General features: G+C 64.2%; 17 protein-coding genes. 5 read left to right on the top strand and 12 right to left on the bottom strand.

Annotated elements, in window-relative coordinates; all coding sequences use genetic code 11:
- Positions 1–57: 57 nt before the first annotated feature.
- The 8 genes from mraY to Q7P63_12530 all read right to left on the bottom strand — a co-directional run bounded on the left by mraY (position 58) and on the right by Q7P63_12530 (position 8081).
- Positions 58–1164, bottom strand: coding sequence for a phospho-N-acetylmuramoyl-pentapeptide-transferase (gene mraY, locus Q7P63_12565; protein MDP0500919.1), 1107 nt, complete (start codon positions 1162–1164; stop codon positions 58–60).
- Positions 1158–2615 (bottom strand): UDP-N-acetylmuramoyl-tripeptide--D-alanyl-D-alanine ligase, encoded by a 1458-nt coding sequence (gene murF, locus Q7P63_12560; protein ID MDP0500918.1) that lies wholly within the window; start codon positions 2613–2615, stop codon positions 1158–1160. Before murF ends, mraY begins: the two co-directional genes overlap by 7 nt.
- Positions 2615–4204, bottom strand: a complete 1590-nt coding sequence (locus Q7P63_12555) for a UDP-N-acetylmuramoyl-L-alanyl-D-glutamate--2,6-diaminopimelate ligase (protein ID MDP0500917.1) — start codon at positions 4202–4204, stop codon at positions 2615–2617. The genes murF and Q7P63_12555 overlap by 1 nt, the downstream gene beginning before the upstream one ends.
- Complete coding sequence (locus Q7P63_12550) at positions 4201–5988, bottom strand: penicillin-binding protein 2 (GenBank protein MDP0500916.1); 1788 nt, start codon at positions 5986–5988, stop codon at positions 4201–4203. The genes Q7P63_12555 and Q7P63_12550 overlap by 4 nt, the downstream gene beginning before the upstream one ends.
- A 6-nt stretch (positions 5989–5994) precedes the next feature.
- Positions 5995–6402: a hypothetical protein gene (locus Q7P63_12545; GenBank protein ID MDP0500915.1), complete on the bottom strand. Its 408-nt coding sequence runs from the start codon at positions 6400–6402 to the stop codon at positions 5995–5997.
- Between the two features lie 13 nt (positions 6403–6415).
- Positions 6416–7336: a 16S rRNA (cytosine(1402)-N(4))-methyltransferase RsmH gene (rsmH, locus tag Q7P63_12540; GenBank protein ID MDP0500914.1), complete on the bottom strand. Its 921-nt coding sequence runs from the start codon at positions 7334–7336 to the stop codon at positions 6416–6418.
- A gap of 74 nt (positions 7337–7410) precedes the next feature.
- On the bottom strand, positions 7411–7608 hold the full coding sequence (locus Q7P63_12535) for a hypothetical protein (GenBank protein MDP0500913.1): 198 nt from the start codon (positions 7606–7608) through the stop codon (positions 7411–7413).
- Positions 7609–7619: 11 nt separating this feature from the next.
- Entirely contained in the window at positions 7620–8081 is a 462-nt protein-coding gene (locus tag Q7P63_12530) for a hypothetical protein (GenBank protein ID MDP0500912.1), read from the bottom strand.
- 398 nt (positions 8082–8479) lie between these two features.
- On the opposite strand from Q7P63_12530, the gene Q7P63_12525 reads away from it, so the two are divergent.
- From Q7P63_12525 to Q7P63_12510, 4 genes are all read left to right on the top strand, one after another.
- Positions 8480–9157 (top strand): methyltransferase domain-containing protein, encoded by a 678-nt coding sequence (locus Q7P63_12525; GenBank protein MDP0500911.1) that lies wholly within the window; start codon positions 8480–8482, stop codon positions 9155–9157.
- Positions 9158–9264: 107 nt separating this feature from the next.
- Positions 9265–10038: a TlyA family RNA methyltransferase gene (locus Q7P63_12520; GenBank protein ID MDP0500910.1), complete on the top strand. Its 774-nt coding sequence runs from the start codon at positions 9265–9267 to the stop codon at positions 10036–10038.
- Positions 10035–10907, top strand: a complete 873-nt coding sequence (locus Q7P63_12515; protein ID MDP0500909.1) for an NAD(+)/NADH kinase — start codon at positions 10035–10037, stop codon at positions 10905–10907. Before Q7P63_12520 ends, Q7P63_12515 begins: the two co-directional genes overlap by 4 nt.
- Positions 10908–10955: 48 nt before the next feature.
- Complete coding sequence (locus Q7P63_12510) at positions 10956–11759, top strand: M14 family metallocarboxypeptidase (GenBank protein MDP0500908.1); 804 nt, start codon at positions 10956–10958, stop codon at positions 11757–11759.
- On the opposite strand, the gene Q7P63_12505 is transcribed toward Q7P63_12510, so the two are convergent.
- The 3 genes from Q7P63_12505 to Q7P63_12495 all read right to left on the bottom strand — a co-directional run bounded on the left by Q7P63_12505 (position 11710) and on the right by Q7P63_12495 (position 15771).
- The gene (locus Q7P63_12505) at positions 11710–13998 is read right to left on the bottom strand and encodes an ATP-binding protein (GenBank protein ID MDP0500907.1); all 2289 of its coding nucleotides are present in this window, start codon (positions 13996–13998) and stop codon (positions 11710–11712) included. The genes Q7P63_12510 and Q7P63_12505 overlap by 50 nt on opposite strands.
- A gap of 87 nt (positions 13999–14085) precedes the next feature.
- Complete coding sequence (locus Q7P63_12500) at positions 14086–14856, bottom strand: RNA pseudouridine synthase (protein ID MDP0500906.1); 771 nt, start codon at positions 14854–14856, stop codon at positions 14086–14088.
- A gap of 81 nt (positions 14857–14937) precedes the next feature.
- A complete protein-coding gene (locus tag Q7P63_12495; protein ID MDP0500905.1) occupies positions 14938–15771 on the bottom strand; it encodes an SDR family NAD(P)-dependent oxidoreductase in 834 nt (277 codons plus the stop codon).
- Between the two features lie 236 nt (positions 15772–16007).
- Here Q7P63_12495 and raiA point away from each other — a divergent pair, with 236 nt between their 5' ends.
- Complete coding sequence (gene raiA, locus Q7P63_12490; protein ID MDP0500904.1) at positions 16008–16382, top strand: ribosome-associated translation inhibitor RaiA; 375 nt, start codon at positions 16008–16010, stop codon at positions 16380–16382.
- Positions 16383–16592: 210 nt separating this feature from the next.
- On the opposite strand, the gene Q7P63_12485 is transcribed toward raiA, so the two are convergent.
- Positions 16593–19715, bottom strand: coding sequence for an SNF2-related protein (locus Q7P63_12485; protein MDP0500903.1), 3123 nt, complete (start codon positions 19713–19715; stop codon positions 16593–16595).
- Positions 19716–19897 lie beyond the last annotated feature (182 nt).

The raw sequence follows: 19897 nt of genomic DNA, 5'->3' as shown, positions 1-19897 counted from the left end.
CCGCGTCGGATGAGCAATGGAAAGGTGACAGGAAAGTTGCGTAGTGAGGGATCTGCGTCAGCGAAGCTTCAGGGTGGCGAGGCCCGCGATGGCGCAAATGAGGGAAAGTATCCAGAAACGAATAACGACTTGTGTCTCGGCCCACCCGCCCAGCTCGAAATGGTGGTGGATCGGGGCCATCCGGAAGAAGCGATGTTTACGGCCCGAGCCTTTGAACACCCCCACCTGGATGATGACCGAGAGGGCTTCGGCCACGAAAACGCCGCCCACGATCATCAGCGTGAACGGCTGGAGGATCATCAGCGCAATGACGCCGACGAGGCCGCCGAGGGCCAGCGAGCCGGTATCGCCCATAAAGACCGAGGCCGGGTGGGCGTTGAACCACAGGAAGGCCAGACAGGCGGCGCAGAGGATGGCGCACATCACCGTCAGCTCCCCCGCACCGGGCAGGAAGCGCAGCAACAGGTAGTCGGCGTATTTAAAATTCCCCGTCGCATAAGCCATCAGGCCGTAAGCCATGGCGACCGTGAGCGTGCAGCCGATTGCCAACCCGTCGACCCCGTCGGTGAGGTTGATGGCGTTGCTGGAGCCGGCCAGCACGAGGAAGGCAAAGACGAAGAGCAACGCGAGCGGCATTGTGGTGATGAGCGGAGCCTTGAGGAACGGCAGCCACAGCTCGCGGATCGCCCCGCTCGTCACCGGGTCGCTCAACAGCAGGGCCAGCGCACCTGCCGTCAGCACCAACTGACCGGCCAGCTTGTAGCGCCCCTTGAGGCCGCCAGAGCTGCGCTTGGTGATCTTGAGGTAGTCGTCGAGAAAGCCGATGACCGTGAGGCCGGTGTAGACCAAAAGCGCGGTGGCGATAAAGACATTCCACTCAGCCCAGAGCACCGTGCTGATCGTGACGCTGAAGAAGATGATCAGCCCGCCCATGGTGGGGGTGCCCTTCTTGCCCGCGTGCAGCTCCGCCAGCTTGCCCACTTCCTTGGCGTTGCGGAAGACCTGGGCCAGCTTGAACGCACGCAGGCGGCGGATGAGGATCGGGGCCAGCAGCATACCGACAAACAATGCCGTCGCCGCGCCCATCACACTGCGGAAAGTAATGAAGTTGAAGAGGCGCAACGGCCCCCACAGTTCCTGGAAATTGGCGAGTTCCGTCAGCATGACACCTCCTGCGGCTGCGGGGCGAGGATATCGAGGCGCGCCGCGTGGCCGCCCTTGAGATAAACGGGGTAGTCGGTCGCCTTGAGCAAATCGCGAGCAGCCTCGGCACTGGAAACGTGCGTGACCATGACGCCCGCGCGCTGGAAGGCAGACAGGCCCGGCAAATAAGCCTCGGTGCCCTCCCCTACCAGGATGATGCGGTCGCCCGGTTGGGCGGGGCAACGCTCAGCGACCCAACGGTGCCAACGCGCGCGCTCGGCCCCCAGCTCGAACATCGCGCCCAGCACAAACACGCGCGGGGCTTGCGGGCAGCGCTGGTGAAAGGCCTGAAACGAGTCGACGAACGATTTGGGGTTCGCATTGTAGCAGTCCACATAATACGAGCGGCCTTCAGCTTGCACCCAGCCGCCGCGGTCGGCCAAGGGCTGCCAGGTGGCGAGGCGTTCCTCAATTTGGGCGGCGGGCACACCCATATAGGTGGCGGCGGCCACGGCGAGAGCGGCATTGCGGGCCATGCCTTCGCTGGTGGACTGGAAGGGCGCACGAAGAGGTTCGGCGCTCGCGACCTCGGCCGGCAGCCAGATGGTCAGTCCGACTGCCGGGGCCGAGGTGGTCTGAAGCGAGCTATAGTTACTAACCTGTGAATCCGGATGCCTGGTCGGGACATCCTCGTTGTTTTCAGCTTCCAGTTTGGTCGTTTGGTAAACAACGCGGCCCGGTTCGGCGGGTCCGTCGCCGGCAAAAACCGGCCAGACCTGCCCAGGCGCGTTTTGAAAAGGCTCGTAGGAAATCACCTCGGCGGGGAAGATCGAGAGCGCGGGCTCGCCTTGCAGCAGCGCCGCCTTTTCGACCGCCACACCCGCGAGATTGACGAGGTGGTCGAGGTGCGCCGGGCCTACCGCCGTCACAATCGCCACCGTGGGGCGGATCAGATCGGCCAAAAAGGCGATTTCGCCCGGGCTGTTGGTGCCGGCCTCCAGCACCATCGCGCGATGCCGCGCCGGATCGGCCCGGAGGATCGACATGGGCACGCCGATGTGGTTGTTGAAATTGCCCGGCGTGGCGGCGCAGTCTTCGCGCCCCAGCAGGTGCGCGAGGATGTCCTTGGTCGAGGTCTTGCCCACGCTGCCGGTGATGCCGACCACCGGGTGCGGCCACGCGGCTCGGTGTGCCCGAGCGATGGCCTGAAACGCCGCCAGCGTATCCGGCACCACCAGCTGCGGCAGGGCCACGGGCTGGATGCGCGACACCAGCGCGGCGGTGGCCCCACGCGCCAAAGCGGCCTCCAGAAAGTCGTGCCCGTCGCGCTTCCCCGTCAGCAAGGCGACGAACATCTCACCCGGCGCCACGATGCGGGAGTCGAAGTGGAAACCGTCGACCGACGCGGGTTCCCCGGAGACCCAATGACCTCCGGTGGCAGCGGCGAGTTGACTGGCAGTAAAGCGAGGCATCAGTTGGAAAGCTCGCGCCGGTAGCGGAGCAGTTGGCGAGCGACGGCTCGGTCGTCGAACGGCACGACTGAATCGGCGTGTTGCTGGAAGGTTTCGTGGCCCTTGCCCGCGATCAGCACGGTGTCGCCCGCCTGAGCGGCGTCGAGGGCCTGGCTGATGGCGTGGCGACGGTCGTCGAGGAAGCGCAGGGCATGGCGCTCGGGCAGCCCGGCACGCATGTCGCGGAAAATGTCGGCGAGTTGCTCGCTACGGGGGTTGTCGGCAGTGGCCCAGGCGAGGTCGGCCTCTTCGGCCACCACGCGGGTCACTTCCGGGCGACGGGCCGGGTCTCGGTCGCCACCGCAGCCAAAGACCACCAGCAGGCGGCCCGGGGTGATCGCACGCAAGGTCTTGAGCACGCGGCGGTAGGCCTGCGGCGTGTGCGCGTAGTCGACGATGACCGAAAAGTCCTGCCCTTCGTTGACCAGCTCCAGACGGCCACGGACCCCAGCAAAACGGGCCAATTGCCGCACGCAGTGGTTCAAGTCGGTGCCTTCGGCATAGGCCACGGCGAGGGCCGCCGCCACGTTGTCGACATTGAACTCGCCCACCAGCGGCGAATGCACCGTCAGCGCACCCTTCGGCGTCTGCAGCTTGAAAGTGGCGCCGTGGCGGGTGCATTGCACGTCGTGCAGGCGCAGGTCGGCCCGCTCGTCGCGACCAAACGTCACTGCGCGTGCTTCCTGCGGCAAGCGCGAAATCAGGAGATCGCCGTAAGGGTCGTCGAGGTTGATCACGACCTGGCGCGGGGCCGGCCCGTTGCGACCATCGAAGAGGCGCGCGACCGATTCGAAATAACCCTCCATCGAGCCGTGGTAATCGAGGTGCTCGGGCGTGAGGTTGAGGAAGGCGACCGTCTCGTAGGCGAGATCGCGCACCCGCTCCTGGTCGAGCGCGTGCGAACTGACTTCCATGACCGCGCGCTTGCAGCCGGCCTGGTGCATCTGCGCAAACATCGCGTAGAGGTCGATCGGCTCGGGCGTGGTGCGGTTGGCCGGCAGGGTGCGATTGCCGAGGGCGTAGTGGATGGTGCCGAGGAGGCCGGTGGGGGTCTGGGCGCTCCACCAGTCGTGCAAAAGGCTGGTAACGACTGTCTTGCCGCTGGTGCCGGTGACACCGACGAGGTGCAGGTGGCGTTGCGGCTCGTCGTAAAATCGGCGGGAAGCGGTGACGAGGGCGGCGCGCACATCGGGCACCCGCACGAGGGTCATCTTGCGCGGCACCCAGATGTCCTGATCGGTCACGATGGCGGCGGCCCCGCGGTCCATCGCCTCTTCCATAAAGCGGAGACCGTGGGTGCGGCGGCCGGGCAACGCGAAAAACACGGCACCTGTGGCCACGCGGCGGCTGTCGATACAGAGGGCCCGCACCGACACGTCTTCAGGGCCTTTGAATTCTACCCCGGGCAGGTCGTGAAAGAGTCGGGCCAAAGTAATCATTGTGGCATGGGTAGGCGGCGAGAGGCGTTGCAGCAACAGGGCGCTCGCCTGTTGCCACCGCTGATCGCCAGCTTGGGCGGAGGTTGGAGCCAGGAGCGAAAAGGGCGTCATTGGGCGCCCTCCTGCCGATTGGCCGCGTAGAGCGCGCTGGGCTTCTCCGGGTCGATATCGCGCGGGATCGCGTAATATGCTGCAAGTTGCTCGCCAATCGCCTTGAAGGCAGGCGCGGCCACCACGCCGCCGTAGCCGATGCCTTTGAAGCGGGCGCCGTTGACCATCACCGTGATGACGACCTTGGGGTCTTCCGCCGGGAAGAACCCGGAGAACGAACCGACGTGGAGCTGGTGCGAGTAACGCCCATTGATGATCTTGCGCGAGGTGCCTGTCTTGCCGCAGACGGAGTAGCCGTCGATCATGGCGCGGCGGGCAGTGCCTTCGCGGCTCACGACCTGGTTGAGCATCGCACGCATCTCCTGGGCGACTTCGGGCGAGACGACCTGGTCGCGCGGGCGGGGCGTAAATTCCAGCACGTCGTTGCCTTGGCGGTCTTTCACGCTCTTGACCACGCGCGGGTGCATCAAAACGCCGTCGTTGGCAATGGTGGCCATGGCAAAGTGCACCTGTAGCGGTGTGGCCGATACGGCATAGCCGGCGGGCAGTCGCGAAATGGTGAGGCCGTCCCAGTCCTTGACGTCGTGCAGGATGCCGCCGACTTCGCCCGCCGGGCCCCAGCCGGTGATGCTGCCGAAGCCGAAGCGTGCGGCATAATCGTGCATGCGGTGGTCGCCCAGCATCATGGCGAGCTGTGCCGCGCCGCGGTTGCTGGACTTGGCGATGACGGTCGAGACGGGGATCTCGCCGAGCGGGTGGTCGTCGTTGGGCAGACGGATGCGGCGCCCCTGATATTCGGCCACCGGCTCCGCACAGTCGATCAGCGTATCGGGCGTGACGATCTTCTCCTGCAGGGCGGCAGAGGCGGCCACGATCTTGAAGGTCGAGCCCGGCTCGTAGATGTCCGTCACTGCGCGGTTGCGCTGGTTTTCGAGCGGAAAGTCCCAGAACGTGTTAGGGTCGAACTTCGGGTAGTTGCCCATCGCACGGATGGCCCCCGTCTTGGGGTCGCTGACGATGATCGAGACGCCTTCGGGGTTGTATTCCCCCACGATGCGCTCGATCTCACGCTCCACCATGCTCTGGACGACCCAGTCGACCGTCAGCTCGACTGTCAGGCCGTCGGTAGGGCTCACCTCGCGCTGGGTAAACATGGCCAGCTCGCGACGGCGACCGTCGCGCTCGGTATCGCGCCAGCCATCCTGACCGCGCAGGTAAAAGTCGAGGTAACGCTCGATGCCCATGACCGGCGTGCCCTCTTTATTAATGTAGCCGACGACATGGGCGGCCATTTCGTTGGCCGGGTAATAGCGCTCGTAGCGGCGGTTGCCGTAGACGGACTTGAGGCCGAGGTCGAGCACCTGCTGGTAGTCGTCTTCAGTCAACGTAGCGAGCTTGGTCCAGCGGATCGGCACTTGCTCGCCTTCGCTGTTGGTGCGCGTGAGGTCCGTAAAGGCGCGGCGCACCTCTGGCAGGGGGCGCTTCAGGATCACGGCCAGCTCCGGCAGCTTTTCGGCGTCGTGAGCCGTCACCGATTGCGGGTCGACGCCGAGGTCGATCACCGGGCGGGCGGTCGCAAGCAGGTTGCCGTGCGCGTCGGTAATGTCTCCCCGGCGGGCCTCGACCTGCAGCGTGCGTTGTCGCGAGCTGGCGGCCTGCGCGGCCAACTCCGGCGCATATACGACCTGTAGTAAGTACAGGCGGACCCAGACAGCTCCGAACGAGGCGAATACCACCGCCACGATCAGCCAAAAACGCCAGACTGGGAGAAATGCGCGCGACATAATGGATCAACGACTCGCGACACCGGTCGCGCCCCAGGCAGCGGGGGCTTCCGGCAGTTGAGCAAAGAGGTTGGGGATGTCCGGATCGGTCTGATCTGGGAGCGGGTCACGGGAAAGGTAGACGACCTGGCCCGAGGTCGGGGGGCGCAGGTTGAGGCCCAGCTCGACCACGCGGTTCTGCAGGTTGTCCGGGCGGTGCACGCGGGCGATCTCGCTGTCCAGATACCGCAGCTTGCGCTCCACTTGGGTGATCTGGGATTGCGCTTCTTCGGTCCGGCGGACCATCTCGCTGCGCTGCTGGAGCAGCCACAGTTGCCCCAGGCCGCCGATGCCCGCCGTGACGACGATGGCGATGGCAAGGCCGAGGATGGTGGAACCGTAGGAACTGGCGAAAGTGCTGGAGGGCTGCTTCATGGTTTCAGCGGGATCAGAGTTTGCGCAAAACGCGGAGTTTGGCGGAGCGGGAGCGAGGATTGAGAGCGATTTCTTCTTCGCCGGCCTCAAGGGGGCGGCGGGTCAGGATCTCGGCCTGCACGTGACGTTCTTGCTGCGGGCGGTTGTCGCGCCGGCTTTCGGGTTGGCCAGCCACGCGGCGGAAGAAGCGTTTGACGATGCGGTCTTCGAGGGAGTGAAAGCTGATGACGGCGAGGATGCCGCCGGGGCGAAGTGCGGCGAAGGCCTGCGGCAACATGCGCTCGATCACGCCCAGCTCGTCGTTGATGGCGATGCGCACGCCCTGGAAGGTGCGGGTGGCCGGGTGGATGCGGCTGGCCTTCTGGTAGCGAGGGGCGGCAGCTTCTTCGACGACGGCGGCGAGCGAGGCGGTGCGCTGGAGTTTACCAGTGCCCCGGGCGGATAGGATCGCCCGGAGCACTGGCTTCCATCGCGGCTCTTCACCGAAGTCGCGAATGGCTTGAACCAACTCAGTTTCGGAAGCGTGTTCCAGGAATTCGGCCGCAGTGCGCCCCTCGCGGGTGTTGAGGCGCATGTCGGCCGGCCCGTCGAAGCGGAAGGAAAAGCCGCGCTCCGGCAGGTCGTAGTGGAAAGAGGAAAGGCCCAGGTCGAAGAGGGCACCATCGACGCGCCCGTCGACGAATGCGTCGAGGCGGTCGAAATTGACGGGGTGGAAGGCGAGGCGGTCGCCAAACTCGGCCTGTAGCTCGGCGGCGCGTTCGGCCGCCTGAGGGTCGCAGTCAAAAGCGGTAACGCGGTTGTCGGGCGCGGCTTCGAGCATGCCACGTGTGTGGCCGCCGCCACCGAAGGTACCGTCGAGCACATGCCGTCCCCCCTCCGCGACCTCTAAGGCCGCGAGTGTCTCGCGAAACAGGACTGGCACATGCGACGGCATGAAACGAAAAGCAAAATGAGAAGGGAGGGAATCTATACACGCGGGGCGATGGGGCGCAGAGGGCGCCCGATGGCTCAGCGGAGGCGGAACAGGCTCATCCACCCGCTGAAGATGCGGGGAAGGCGAGCCGGGTTTGGCGACATGTCGACCTCACCGGTGAGGCGCAGACGTCCGCAACCGGGGAAGTCTCCTCGGTTGTAGTGGCGGATCCTGCCGTCGAACAGCGCGCCCGAGTGGTGCAGGCGGCGATTGATCGGATGACTGGTGATCATGAGGTTCATGGTTAGATGCCCAGGGACTCCATGGTGGAGTTAAAATCGAATTCTTCTTCGTTCTCGGCGGCGAAGCGCTCGGTCGACCAGATCTGAAAGGTGCGCCCCACCCCGACGAAGGTGACGTCCTTGTCGATGCCGGACTTCTCCAGCAGCTTTTGCGGGATCAGGATGCGGCCCTGCTTGTCACAGCCGAACTTGCATCCGTTTCCGAAAAGCTGGCGCAGCATCTTTTGGCCGGCCTTGTCGCTCTGTTTGATACTACGGGTCTTCTCGAGCAGCTCTTGCTGCATGGCGGGAGGGAAGACCGCCACATAGCCCTCCGGGTGCGGCCAGGCGAAGTAGTAGTTACCTTCATCGCCCTCGACCCGGAAATCCGACGGCACTGTGACCCGACCGCGCGCGTCCAAGCGGTGGGAGAATTCCCCCACATACACGTTGGCATCTATCGCACTGGCCAAATCATCCACCATCCGATGTCTCCCACTTCCTCCCATTTCTTGCCATCTTCTCCCCACGCGGTCAAGGGCGGATGGTAGAAAAAGCTTGAAAACACGCGCGCTAAATTCTTAGCCGCAGGCCGCTTATCTGCGCGCCTAGCCGTTAGCGTGATGGCCGACATTAGGGAACACCCCCATGCTAACTTCATTCAACTACTCATCGCCAAAATACGCAAATATTTATCCCTCTGATTTCAAATAAGTTGCACGAGTTATCCACAATCATTGTATGCGTTTTTACACTTCGAACTAAACAAGAAATGCGAACCTATGGTGAAATGACGTTACGACGGTACAGGCTCAACCATCTTCGGCGTTGACATCGACCGGGCTCCACCCCTCCCTACCGAAAGAGCTTTCGCTCAAGAGCCTTGAAACCCAGCCCACATACCCCTGATTTTGCCTCGGGTGCATCCCCTGCCGGAGCCTCCGCCGGATATTCGGAAAAGGTGGCCCAGCAGGTGCCCGGTTTATGGGATCTGCACCGGATGTGCGGTCTGCTGCTTGCCGAACGTGTCCCGGCCGATGGGCGCGTGCTGGTGCTCGGAGCGGGTGGAGGCTTGGAATTGAAGGCCTTCGCCGAGCAGCAGCCGGGCTGGAGCTTCCATGGCGTGGATCCTTCGCCTTCCATGTTGCAGCAGGCCAAAGAGACGCTGGGCGATCAAGCGGAGCGGGTCGCATTTTGCGAAGGCTATATCGACGATGCCCCGGAGGGCCCGTTCGATGGCGCGGCCTGCCTGCTCACGTTGCATTTCCTCCCGGCAGTGGAACGGCAGCGCACTTTGGCCGAGATCCACCGCCGGCTGAAGCCCGGGGCACCGCTGGTGGTGGTGCACCACAGCTTCCCTACCGACGAGGTGGGCAAAGACCGGTGGCTCGCGCGCTATGCGGCGTTTTCCGGCGCGGCGAGCGTGTCGGCGATGAAGGAGCGGCTGCCCGTGCTCTCCCCGCCAGAAGATGCGGCCTTGCTCGCCGCGGCGGGCTTTACCGGGGTCGAGCTGTTCTACGCCGCCTTTACCTTCAAGGGCTGGGTCGGCTACAAGGGGTAAGCCGGGGGTCGTGACGTTACGCCCCTTGAAGCCGGGAGCTTCGGCGTTGACACCGGCTTTTGAAGCGACCTCATTACGGCATGGCGACTGCCGGCAAACCCCGTAAGATGCGTCTGGACGCCCTCCTCGTTGCGCAGGAGCTGGCGACTTCCCGCGAACAGGCCAAGGCCCTCATCATGGCTGGCAAAGTCCGCCATGGCACGGAGGTGCTCGACAAGGCGGGCAAGACCTACCCGAGCGATCTGGAGCTGACGGTGATCCAGCCGCCGCGCTTCGTCAGCCGCGGGGGCGAAAAGATGGCCGGCTTTTTCGAGCGCTACCCGATGGACGTCACGGGCTGGCACATCCTCGACGTGGGCGCCTCCACCGGCGGCTTTACCGATTGCCTGCTGCAGGCGGGAGCGGCCGACTCGACCTGCGTGGATGTAGGGCACGGTCAACTACATTACAAGCTGCGGCAGGACCCGCGCGTAACGAATTTCGAGCGCGTCAATGCCCGGCATCTCGACGAGATGGAGCTGCCCTACCCAACCTACGACCTCGTGGTGATGGACCTCTCTTTTATCTCGTTGACGCTGATCCTCGGCCCGGCCTGGAACCGCGTGCGGCCCGACGGTTTTCTCGTGGCGCTCGTCAAGCCTCAGTTCGAAGCGGGCAAGAAGGAAGTCGACATGGGCCACGGCATCATTCGCGACCCGGCGATCCACGAGGCGGTGATCGACAAGATCAAGGACTTTGCCGAGCAGCACATGCCTTGGGCCGAGTTGATCGGCCAGTGCGAATCCCCGATCGAGGGCATGGACGGCAACCGAGAGTTCCTGCTGGGTTGGAAGAAGGTTGCGTCGGACGGAGAAGTGGTTGAAATTGCGCCCGTCGCATGACCCAACCGTTGCTCTCGCCCATCGCCATCGTCCCCAATATTTCCAAGCCGGGAGCGGAAGAGCTTGCTCGCACCCTGCTCCAGAACGCCCAGAAGCTGGGGGTGGAGGGCAGCATCATGCCCAACTACCCCAGCAACCCGAAATCGCTCGAAGGCTTCAAGCTGGTGGTGGTGATCGGGGGAGACGGCTCGATCCTCGGCGTAGCCAGCGCCGCCGCTCAGGCCAAGGTGCCCGTCATGGGCATCAACCTGGGCACGCTCGGCTTCATGGCCCACTTTACCACGCAGGAGATCACGCTGCACTGGCCGCTGGTGCTGCGAGGCGAGTTCGAGCTGAGCCCGCGCACCATGATCGAGTGCAAGCTGCACAACGGCGAGCCGATGCTGGCGCTCAACGATCTGGTGATCAAGACCTACTCCTCGCGCCTCGTGCGGCTGGAAGTGGCGCAAAAAGGCCGCCTGGTGAACCACTACCACGCCGACGGGCTGATCTTCTCGACCCCCACCGGCTCCACCGCCTACAACCTCGCGGCAGGGGGCCCCATCGTCCACCCGGAGACGCACGGGCTGCTGCTCACGCCGATCAACCCCCACACGCTTTCCAACCGCGCCATCGTGCTGCCCCACAGCCGGGTGGTGACGGTCAATATCGAGCGCCCGGTGACGGGGATGCAGATTTCCGCCGATGGCCGCGAACTTTCGCGCGATCCGGACAGCTTTCCGGTGGAGGTCCACATCTGCACCAGCTGCACGCTCGACCTCGTCCAGCCCGCAGGCCACTCGCACTTTGAGGTTTTGCGCAACAAGCTGCGCTGGACGGGCGATACGCCTTCGCGCCTGCAACAGGCCGATGGGCATCAGGGCAGCTAGCGCAGCCGCAGCTTGCCAGAACGCCCGTTCTGCCCTTCATTCGGGATCATGCGCGTAAAGGAACTGAGCGAACGCCTGCAGGACGCCGCCCGCCGGGCCGGCTTCAAGGCAGAGTTTTATGGCCAGCGAGAAGAACATGGCCTGATTGCGCTGGTCCGCGAGCCGGAGCAGCCCAAGGCCCACGTCTATATCTCCGCCGGGGTGCATGGCGACGAGCCCGCCGGACCGCTGGCAGTGCTGGACCTGCTGCGCCGCAAGGCCTTTCGCGACGACGTGGCCTACTACATCGTGCCGCTCGTCAACCCGCTGGGGCTGGAGGCCAAGACGCGCGAAAACGACAAGGGCCAGGACGTAAACCGCAGCTACGGCCCCACCCCGAGCACGCCCGAAGCCGTCGCGCACCAGGCATGGCTGGGCCAGCGCACGTTCGACCTGGCGCTGTGCCTGCACGAAGATTTCGAGAGCTCCGGCTTTTATCTCTACGAGCTGGGGCCGCAGCACCTGGCCGACAATGACGCGCGCCGCCGCACGCACGGTTTTGCCTCCCCCGCCCGCGATCTGCTGGCCGCCGGGGCCGAGCACCTGCCGCTCGACATGAGCCCGGAGATCGACGGCATGCCCGCCAACGAGGGGCTGATGCAACCGCCGCTGGAGCACACCACCGACTGGCGCGACGACTTGCCCGAAGCCATCCACCTCATGCGGCACCACACCCCGTGGTGCTATACCTTTGAGACCCCGAGTACCTCGGCCAACATTGTCGACCGCGTGGCCTGCCAGAGCGCAGCGGTCGAGGCGGCCGTCAATTGGCTGATTCGCCAGCTGGCGGAAGCTCCGAAGACCCAAGAGTAACGTCGTCACGGCTGCGCGGCGGGCCTTCCGGCGGGGTAATCTCCGGCGCGCATACCCGGCGGATTTCGTTGACCAGCGCGCCGAAGGTGTAGGGCTTGCTGACGAAGCCGTGGATGCCTGCGATGACCAGCGCCGAGGTCTCGACGCGTAATTTATTGGCGGAAACGGCGATCAGCTTTACCTGCTGCACCCACGGGCAGCGGGGCAAGGTGCGGAGCTGGTTGACAAAGGTCCAGCCGTCCATACGTGGCATTTGCAAATCGAGCAGGATGAGGTCGAACCGCTCCTTCTGCACCCGCTCCAAAGCCTCCAGGCCGTCCATCACGAGCACGGGCTGGTAGCCGAGGCGCCGCAGGTGGATGTGGATCAACTGGCCCGAGGTCGGGTTGTCTTCCACCACCAGGATGTGCAGCGGCACGGTATCGGCCAGGCGAAGATTGGCGCGCCCGTTTTCCTGCTCGCCCGCCTTTTCGGTCGACTTCTCGCCCGCAGTGGGCAGGGCGAGGCTGAAACTGAAGGTGGAGCCGCGGCCATAAGCAGAGTCGACCTTCAACAGGCCGCCCATCAGCGACACGAGCCGTGAGCTGATCGCCAGCCCGAGGCCGGTGCCGCCAAAACGACGCGTGGTGGAGCTGTCGGCCTGCGTAAAGGGCTCGAAAATCTGGCGCTGCTGCTCATCGCGGATACCGATGCCGGTATCGCGCACCGTAAACTGGATCGAAGCTTTTTCGCCCGGCCGCCACTCCCCTTCGGGCTCCAGGCTCAGGCGCACGGAGCCGCGCTCGGTAAACTTGATCCCGTTGTCGACCAGGTTGTTGAGGATCTGCCGCAAGCGGGCGCTATCGACTTCCACATGCTGTGGCAGGCGAGGATCGAGCTGCAGGGTCAGCAACAGGTTACGGGTCCGCGCCTTCGCCTGATAGGTGGAAACGATCTGGGCGGCGAATTTGCGCAGGTCGATACACTCCAGCTGCAGCTCCAGCCTGCTCGAATCGAGCTTCGAATAGTCGAGGATATCGTCGAGCAAGTGAAGCAGTGCATAGCTGTTCTCGACCACGATGGTGGCGTATTCGCGCTCTTCCTCCGGCAGGTTACCCTCGCGCAGCAGCTCCGAAAAACCGACCACGGCGTTCATGGGGGTGCGGATCTCATGGCTCATCGTCGCGAGGAACTCGGACTTCACGCGTTCCAGTCGACGGGCCTCGCGGGCGGCTTCTTCGGCCTCCTTCACCGCCTTCGCGCGGGCGGCAGACTCCTGCGTCAGCACGCGCTTCTGCTGGAAAAAGTCGCGCACCAGCTGCGCAAGCTGGCCCAATTCGTCGCCACGATCGAGCAAAGGATAAAGCGGCCGCTCCTGCTGCTCTGTCATCGAGGCACGGAGGCGGGCGATGGGGTTGAGCACGAGCGTGGGCAAGGTAAAGGCCAGTGCCACCGCCATGACGATGATGATGGCCGCCACCAAAAAGACGACGGAGCGCAGGTGCTGGTCGAAAAGTCCGAAAATCTCCGTCTGGTATTCGTAGATCGCCGCACCGAAAACCTCCCCATCGAGCCCCTGCAGCGGGACGACGGTCCGCAGCTGACGGCCGTGGTGTTGCGGTATGTCGGGCGATGCGATGCCTCCATCGTCGGTGGCCGGGGCATAGTGGACGCGGCTGCCCGTCAGCTCTTCCACCTGATAGACAAATTCGTCGGTATGGAAGCGACCGGCAAACATCATGCCTTGGGCCGGCGTGGTGCGCTCCAGGTCTTCGCCCGGCTGCAGGGGCGAACCCGCCAATTCAATCACCCCATACGGCGTTTCCGCGAAAAAGTGGGGGTAAGTGAGGTCGCGCATCCATTCCAGAACCTGCCCGTCGGGGATGGCAAAAGAGGCAACTTCGATTTCATTGCGGTCGTTGCGCTCGTAGACGAGCTGGCCCGCCTTGTTGTAAAACCACGTCAGGTCGGCCTCAAAGAGCGCCGGCACGCCCTCGATCTCCTCCGTCCACCACTCATCAGTCGGGTTTTTGACAAAATCGATGGTATCTTCCCACCAGCTATAGTCGTAGGCAAAGTTTTTCAGGCTCTGGGTCTTCAGGGCGAGCACACCCGTCGTCTGGCTCTCCTTTTCCGCCAGCAGGTGCTCGAACAACTCTCCGTAGGCGCGGTCCCAGCGCACAATCGCAGCCGCCAGCAACAGCAGGATCAGGCCAGCTGTTCCCACCAGCACGAGGGAAAATTTGGGCAGCAGTTTCACGTGGGGAAGAAGGGAAACGGAGTCGTTCTTGGTCTCCTAGCCAAAAAATCGGCCATATTCGCTCCGCCAACAGTGCAAATGCGCGCTTTATAAGGACAATCCCTCAATGCTCGCAAAATCTGCCAGATCCGGCGCCAGCGGTGCGCGCCAGGTGCGAGGGCCGTCGGCCAGTTCGAAAGTCACCTCATAAGCGTGAAGCGCCTGCCGCGGCCAGCGCAGCGTGGCGGCCATCTGGGCGGTCCAGCCCTGGCGGATAAAGTCGAGGTAGGCCTGGGGGTGCCCGCCGTAAATCTTGTCGCCCACCACTGGGTGGCCCAGCCAGGCCGCGTGCACGCGGATCTGGTGCTTGCGCCCCGTATGCGGCGTCACCATGGCGAGCGTAACTCGCCCGTTGTTCGAGAGCGGCTCGAAATGGGTCTGCGCGGTCTGCCCTCGGCGCTCGGGGCGCACCATCTGCATCACGGCCACTTCGCTGAACGGATCTTTGCCAATCGGCTCATCGACCGTCACCGGCTGCTCCAGTACGCCTTCGAGGAAGGCGAGGTAGCGCTTGGTGACGCTTCGGGCCTCCAGTGCCATCTGCAGGTTGCGCGCGGCCAGGCGGTGCTTGGCAAGTACGACGAGGCCTGAAGTCTCGCGGTCGAGCCGGGCCACGAGGTGCACGCGCTTGAGCTGCCGCCACTCACCCACTGCCCCTACGAGCGAAGACCATGGGCCGTTTTTGGAGGGGTGGCAGACGACCCAGCCGGGCTTGTTCAGCACCAGCACATCGTTGTCGTCCACCACGATCCATTCTTCGAGCCACTCGGGCTGGATCAAGGCGGCTTCGGTCTCGAGCAATAGGGAGGGCGCGGGCATGAGGAGGCAGCCTTGCCAGATTGCGCGCAGTTGCACGCCGAAAATGCAACGCGTTGCCGCCTCTATTATATAATAGCGCGCCTACTGCGTCCGCTTTTGAGCCTCGGAACGCTCAACGATCCCGCTGCGGCGGATCGCCCACTGCGCGACCGGGGCCTGCAGGGCCTTGGGCAAGCGACTGGAAACCGCCGCGAGCAAGCGATTTGTGCCGCCCGTGACACAGAGCGAGCGCCCTTTGCCGAGGGCTCGCAGCGCTTCCTCCACCACTTGAGGGGCCGTCTGCCCGCGCACAGCATTGGGGGCCTGGCTAAAACCGGCGCGCGCAAAAAAGCGGCTCTCGGTCGGGCCCGGGCAGAGCGCCATCACCTGGATGCCTTTGCTGCGCCAGTCGGTGTGCAGCGCGAGGCTCCAGTGCAGCACGAAGGCCTTCGTCGCGGCATAGGTCGCGAGGTAGGGCGTGGGCTGGAAGGCAGCCGTGCTGGCGACGTTGATCACCGCCCCGCCCTGCCGCTCCAGGTAGGGTTGTAGCGCGCCCGTCAGCTCCACCACCGCGCGCACGTTAAGGTCGACCATGCCCAGCTGGTGCCCCAGGTTCGGCTCGGGAAAGGGCCCAAAGCTACCGAAACCGCTGTTGTTGATGAGCAATAACTTACCTGCACTGAGGCGCTCTTCCAGCCAGGGCTCCAAAATCGGCAGCAGGGTTTGAACGGCGTCGCGTTTTTCGAGGTCACACTTGATGTGCCGCACCCGTTCGGACAGCAACTTTTTTTCAGGAGATGACCGAGAAAGGTTGCAAATGAACGCGGTCGGATTTAAACCTTGTATAGCTTCGATGAAGGATCTCCCGATTCCAGATGAGCCTCCGGTCAGCACCACGGTGCTATATGGGTTCAGTGTTTTCTGGAGCGCGTTCATGCCTTACCAATGTGGCAATCTACGCGCGGGGCAACGAAGTTTTACGCGACAACGAGCCTCCGGCGCATACCGCCAGCGATGGTGTTGTTGATCGCAAGCTCTCACCCTGCCCCTGACATCAACACCGCCGCGCACGCCTAACCGCCTGCGGCTACTTTCTACTCTTTCCTACCGTCTAACGGAGGAATACTAACGCACCAATAATAAGCATACTAAAACTACAAAGGAGCATTCCCATGAACAACCGCGCGAATGATGTGATTATCTCCGGCAACCACCTCGAACTGACCGATGCTCTCAAGACCATGGTGCAGGAAAAGGTGGCCAAGCTGTTTGAGCACGAATCCAATATCATTCGAATCCGCGTTGAGCTCGGGCACACCCCCGATGGCCGTAAGGAAAAGGAATATAGCGCCAAGGGACTAATCGAGATCCGCGGAAACGACATGATCGTGAACGAACATAGCCACGACCTCTACAAGTCCATTGACGGAATGACCCAAAAGTTGGATCGCCTGCTGCGCCGCCGCCACCGCCTCGCCCGCGTGAAGCGCAAGCAAACCCACGCGGTGGAAATCCCCGCTGGCCTGCCGAAGGTGCAGACCGCTTGATACCACCCGGCAACGCAGCATTATCTTGCCATTTTACGCCGCCCGGAAGCCCGGGCGGCTTTTTTGTGACCCATACAGGAAAATGTATCTCACCAAAGCACAAAGACACCAAGAAAAGATTGGAGGTGGCCTCCTTTGAGGACCGCATCTGAAACTTTTTGTGGCTTATGTGCTTTCTGTGGTTAAACAATGCCCTGAGGCATTCCCCCTTTAGCCCTTAAGCAGCGCCCGGATGTCATCAAGGCTGACTTTGGCGGTGCTGGCGGCGCTTTCGTCGAGCAGGTCCTGGAGGTAACCGGCCTTGCGTTCCTGCAGCTCCAGCACCTTCTCCTCCACCGTGTTGGTGGTGATGAGCTTGTAGCTCGTCACCACGCGGGTCTGGCCGATACGGTGCGCGCGGTCGGTCGCCTGGGCTTCGACAGCCGGGTTCCACCACGGGTCGTAGTGCACCACCGTGTCGGCCCCGGTGAGGTTGAGGCCGGTGCCACCCGCCTTGAGCGAGATGAGGAAGACGGGGATCGACTCGTCCTTGTTGAAGCGCTCGCAGAGGCTGGCGCGGTTCTTGGTCGAGCCGTCGAGGTAGAGGTGGTTGATGTCGCGCTTTTGCAGGAACTGCTGGAGCAGCTTGAGCGCCTGGGTGAATTGCGAGAAGACGAGGATACGGTGGCCGCCGTCGAGGCACTCTTCGAGGATTTCGCGGAAGGCCGCGAGCTTGGCCGAATCGCCCGCCTTGGCCTCTTCGTTGACGAGGCGCGGGTCGACGCAGGCTTGCCGAAGCCGCAGCAACTGCGTGAGCGCGGCGAAGCGCACCTTCTGCTCGGCCGCGCCGCTCATCTCCATCTCGAAGATGGCCTGCTCGGTTTTGATCCGCACCTGCTCGTAGAGCTCGCGCTGGCGCGGGCTGAGGTCGCACGGCACCACCTGCTCGATCTTTTCGGGCAGCTCGGCCGCGACCAGCTTTTTGCTGCGGCGCAGGATGTAGGGGGCCGCCTGCTGCAGGTGACGCTGGTCGTACCACGCGCGGTCGTCGCCCTTGAGCCCGTCGGGGATCTTGGCGAGGTAGCCGGGCAGGATAAAGCTGAGGATCGAGCGCAGGTCGTCGACGCTGTTCTCGATCGGGGTACCGGTCAATACCATGCGGCCCGGCACCTGCAGCGAGCGCAGCGCGGTGGCGGCCATGGTGCGGCGATTCTTGATGTGCTGGGCCTCGTCGGCGATCACCAGCCCCACCCGCCCGGCGTTGAACAGCTCCTGGTCGCGCACGAGCGTCTGGTAAGAGGTGATAATCAGGTCGAAACTGCCAAACTCTTCGGGCGACTGCAGACGCGAGTTGCCGTGGTGCAGGAACACGCGTAGCTGCGGGGCAAACTTCGCCGCCTCCCGTTTCCAGTTTTCGGTGAGGCCGGCGGGACTCACGACGACGCTGGGCGTGCGGTCGCGGCGGTTCCGCTCCTGCTGCCAGCGGCAGAGGATAAGGCCGAGCGCCTGAATCGTCTTACCGAGGCCCATTTCGTCGGCCAGGATGCCACCGAGGTCGTGCCGGTAGAGGTGCCAGAGCCAGGCCACGCCCACCTGCTGGTAGACGCGCAGGCGCTGGGCAAACTCGGGCGGCAGCGGCGGGGCCTTGAGCGCGCCGACTTGCTTGAGCGCGGTGGAGCGCTCCGTCCAGTCTTGCGGCAAGTCGAGCTTGGCATCCAGCTCCTCCAGAATGCTCTCGACGTCGCGGCAGGCGGCACTGGAGACCGTCGTAGAAACGCGGGGCGTCAAAGGCCGCTCCTGCTGGCCCATCAACTTGCGCTGCACGCGCGCCACCTGCTCCAACTGCTCGGGATTGAGCAGGCTCACGTCACCGTTGGGGCTCTCGACGTAGTTGCGCCCGCCGCTGAGGGCTCGGTTGATCTCCAGCTCGCCCGCGTCACCGGCGTCGAGGCGCAGCGTGATCCGGTAATCGCGGCCATCGCGGGCGGCATCGACCGCGACATTGGCAGGCTTCAGCTTGGCCGTGCGCTCCTGGAAGTTTTGCGTGAAGGTGGCGTCGAACTCCTTCTCCAGCTTCACCCAGTAGCGGGCGAGGAAATTGAGCGTCTTGTGGCGGTCGCGCAGCCAAAAGCGGCCATTCGACGCCTCCAGCCGGAAGCCTTCGTTCTTGAGGATCTCGGCCAACTGGTAATGGCGCGGGTCGTCCTTGCTCGGCAGGCGGACGGAGAGGAAGTGTTCGCTGCCGTCGACTTCCAGCACGGTTCCCGCGCCCTGCCCTATCTCGGCGCGGGCGCGGTAGGCCTCCAGCGCGGGAGAGTGCACATGCGCCTGCCCGGTGATGCGGGCCAGACGGCGACGGCGCTCCGCAACCGGGTCTTTGGCGGGGCGGCGGATTTCCCCCTCGCGCGGCACGGCTGGCAGGCTGCTGGCGCTACGAGCGATGATCTCCTCGCGCTCGCGGGAAGTCAGCGGACCGCGGGCGGACTGGGAGCGCGAAACGACCTTCGGGGCCTCCTTCGCGCGCTCGGGTTCGCCGAGGTGGTGGTTGATCTCCGGCAGCTTGCCACCGTCCCAGCGTAGCGGGCGGTTGGGCTGGTTGACGAAAAACACGTTGGGCTTACCGGCCAGCGCCTGCAGAAGCGTGCGGAGCTGGTCGCGCTTGAGCTGCAACAAGCTGGCGGGGCGACCGTGAGCCCAGCGTTCCAGCCAGCCCAGTGCGACGGCGGTCTGGGGGTCGAGCTTGTAAAGCTCGGAGCGCACGATCTGCTCCAACGGCTTGGGGCGCTTCACGTCGAGCACCACGAGCTTGACCATGATGGCGTCGCGCGGGGCAGAGTCGGCGAGGTTGGGCGGCAGGTGGACCTGCAACTCCAGCGGGCGACCGTGCGCAAATTCCCACTTCAGCCACGTCGGTTGGGGCGCCTCCGCCTCGTCAACCGGAGCCGATGGCGCAGATTCGGGCGCGCGCGGGGCCGAGCGGCTGATGCCGGGCTTCGCGGGGATCGCGGCCTGCTTCGGAGCGGGTGCGGACTGGCCAGGGGCATTGTCGGGGCCTTTGCCCGCCTCACGACGGCGCTCGGCCTCCACGCAGAGGGCGAGGGCATGCTCGCACATGTAGCCGCGTCGCCCTTCGCCGCAGGTGCAGCGGTTTTCGGCAAACGCGAGCGAGCGCAAGTTGAGCGTCGGGCGAAAATCACGCCCACCCAGCCGGATCTCACCGGTCAGGTGCGGCGCATTCCACTCGACGCGGCGCACGGCACCCTCGCGACGCAGGTCTTGCCCGGCCCGCAGAATGGTCCATCCCGCCAGGTCCACCAGGCTGTTTTTCGATAAATCCGGCAGTCCGTCCCACATGAGCAAAGCCGATTAGCCTCGCCCACCCCGGCCAGCCCTTCAAGCCTTTAATCGAGGCAGGCGGTTTGGGCAGGGTGCCAGGTGAAGCAGGAGGGAGTTTTAGCCGCAGATGCACGCGGATTTTCGCGGATGAAAGCCAGATCTCCAAAACCGGTCTCCGTCATCTGCGCAAATCTGCGTCT

This window comes from Verrucomicrobiota bacterium JB022 (assembly GCA_030673845.1).
GTDB lineage: Bacteria > Verrucomicrobiota > Verrucomicrobiia > Opitutales > Oceanipulchritudinaceae > WOUP01.
This window is presented reverse-complemented; position numbering and strand designations above follow the sequence as displayed.

What these genes read in the sequence shown, in the direction of transcription:
- mraY (MDP0500919.1), bottom strand. Translation starts at nt 1,164, where the DNA reads ATGCTGACGGAACTCGCCAATTTCCAGGAACTGTGGGGGCCGTTGCGC.
- murF (MDP0500918.1), bottom strand. Translation starts at nt 2,615, where the DNA reads ATGCCTCGCTTTACTGCCAGTCAACTCGCCGCTGCCACCGGAGGTCAT.
- Q7P63_12555 (MDP0500917.1), bottom strand. Translation starts at nt 4,204, where the DNA reads ATGACGCCCTTTTCGCTCCTGGCTCCAACCTCCGCCCAAGCTGGCGAT.
- Q7P63_12550 (MDP0500916.1), bottom strand. Translation starts at nt 5,988, where the DNA reads ATGTCGCGCGCATTTCTCCCAGTCTGGCGTTTTTGGCTGATCGTGGCG.
- Q7P63_12545 (MDP0500915.1), bottom strand. Translation starts at nt 6,402, where the DNA reads ATGAAGCAGCCCTCCAGCACTTTCGCCAGTTCCTACGGTTCCACCATC.
- rsmH (MDP0500914.1), bottom strand. Translation starts at nt 7,336, where the DNA reads ATGCCGTCGCATGTGCCAGTCCTGTTTCGCGAGACACTCGCGGCCTTA.
- Q7P63_12535 (MDP0500913.1), bottom strand. Translation starts at nt 7,608, where the DNA reads ATGATCACCAGTCATCCGATCAATCGCCGCCTGCACCACTCGGGCGCG.
- Q7P63_12530 (MDP0500912.1), bottom strand. Translation starts at nt 8,081, where the DNA reads ATGGTGGATGATTTGGCCAGTGCGATAGATGCCAACGTGTATGTGGGG.
- Q7P63_12520 (MDP0500910.1), top strand. Translation starts at nt 9,265, where the DNA reads ATGCGTCTGGACGCCCTCCTCGTTGCGCAGGAGCTGGCGACTTCCCGC.
- Q7P63_12515 (MDP0500909.1), top strand. Translation starts at nt 10,035, where the DNA reads ATGACCCAACCGTTGCTCTCGCCCATCGCCATCGTCCCCAATATTTCC.
- Q7P63_12510 (MDP0500908.1), top strand. Translation starts at nt 10,956, where the DNA reads ATGCGCGTAAAGGAACTGAGCGAACGCCTGCAGGACGCCGCCCGCCGG.
- Q7P63_12500 (MDP0500906.1), bottom strand. Translation starts at nt 14,856, where the DNA reads ATGCCCGCGCCCTCCCTATTGCTCGAGACCGAAGCCGCCTTGATCCAG.
- Q7P63_12495 (MDP0500905.1), bottom strand. Translation starts at nt 15,771, where the DNA reads ATGAACGCGCTCCAGAAAACACTGAACCCATATAGCACCGTGGTGCTG.
- raiA (MDP0500904.1), top strand. Translation starts at nt 16,008, where the DNA reads ATGAACAACCGCGCGAATGATGTGATTATCTCCGGCAACCACCTCGAA.
- Q7P63_12485 (MDP0500903.1), bottom strand. Translation starts at nt 19,715, where the DNA reads ATGTGGGACGGACTGCCGGATTTATCGAAAAACAGCCTGGTGGACCTG.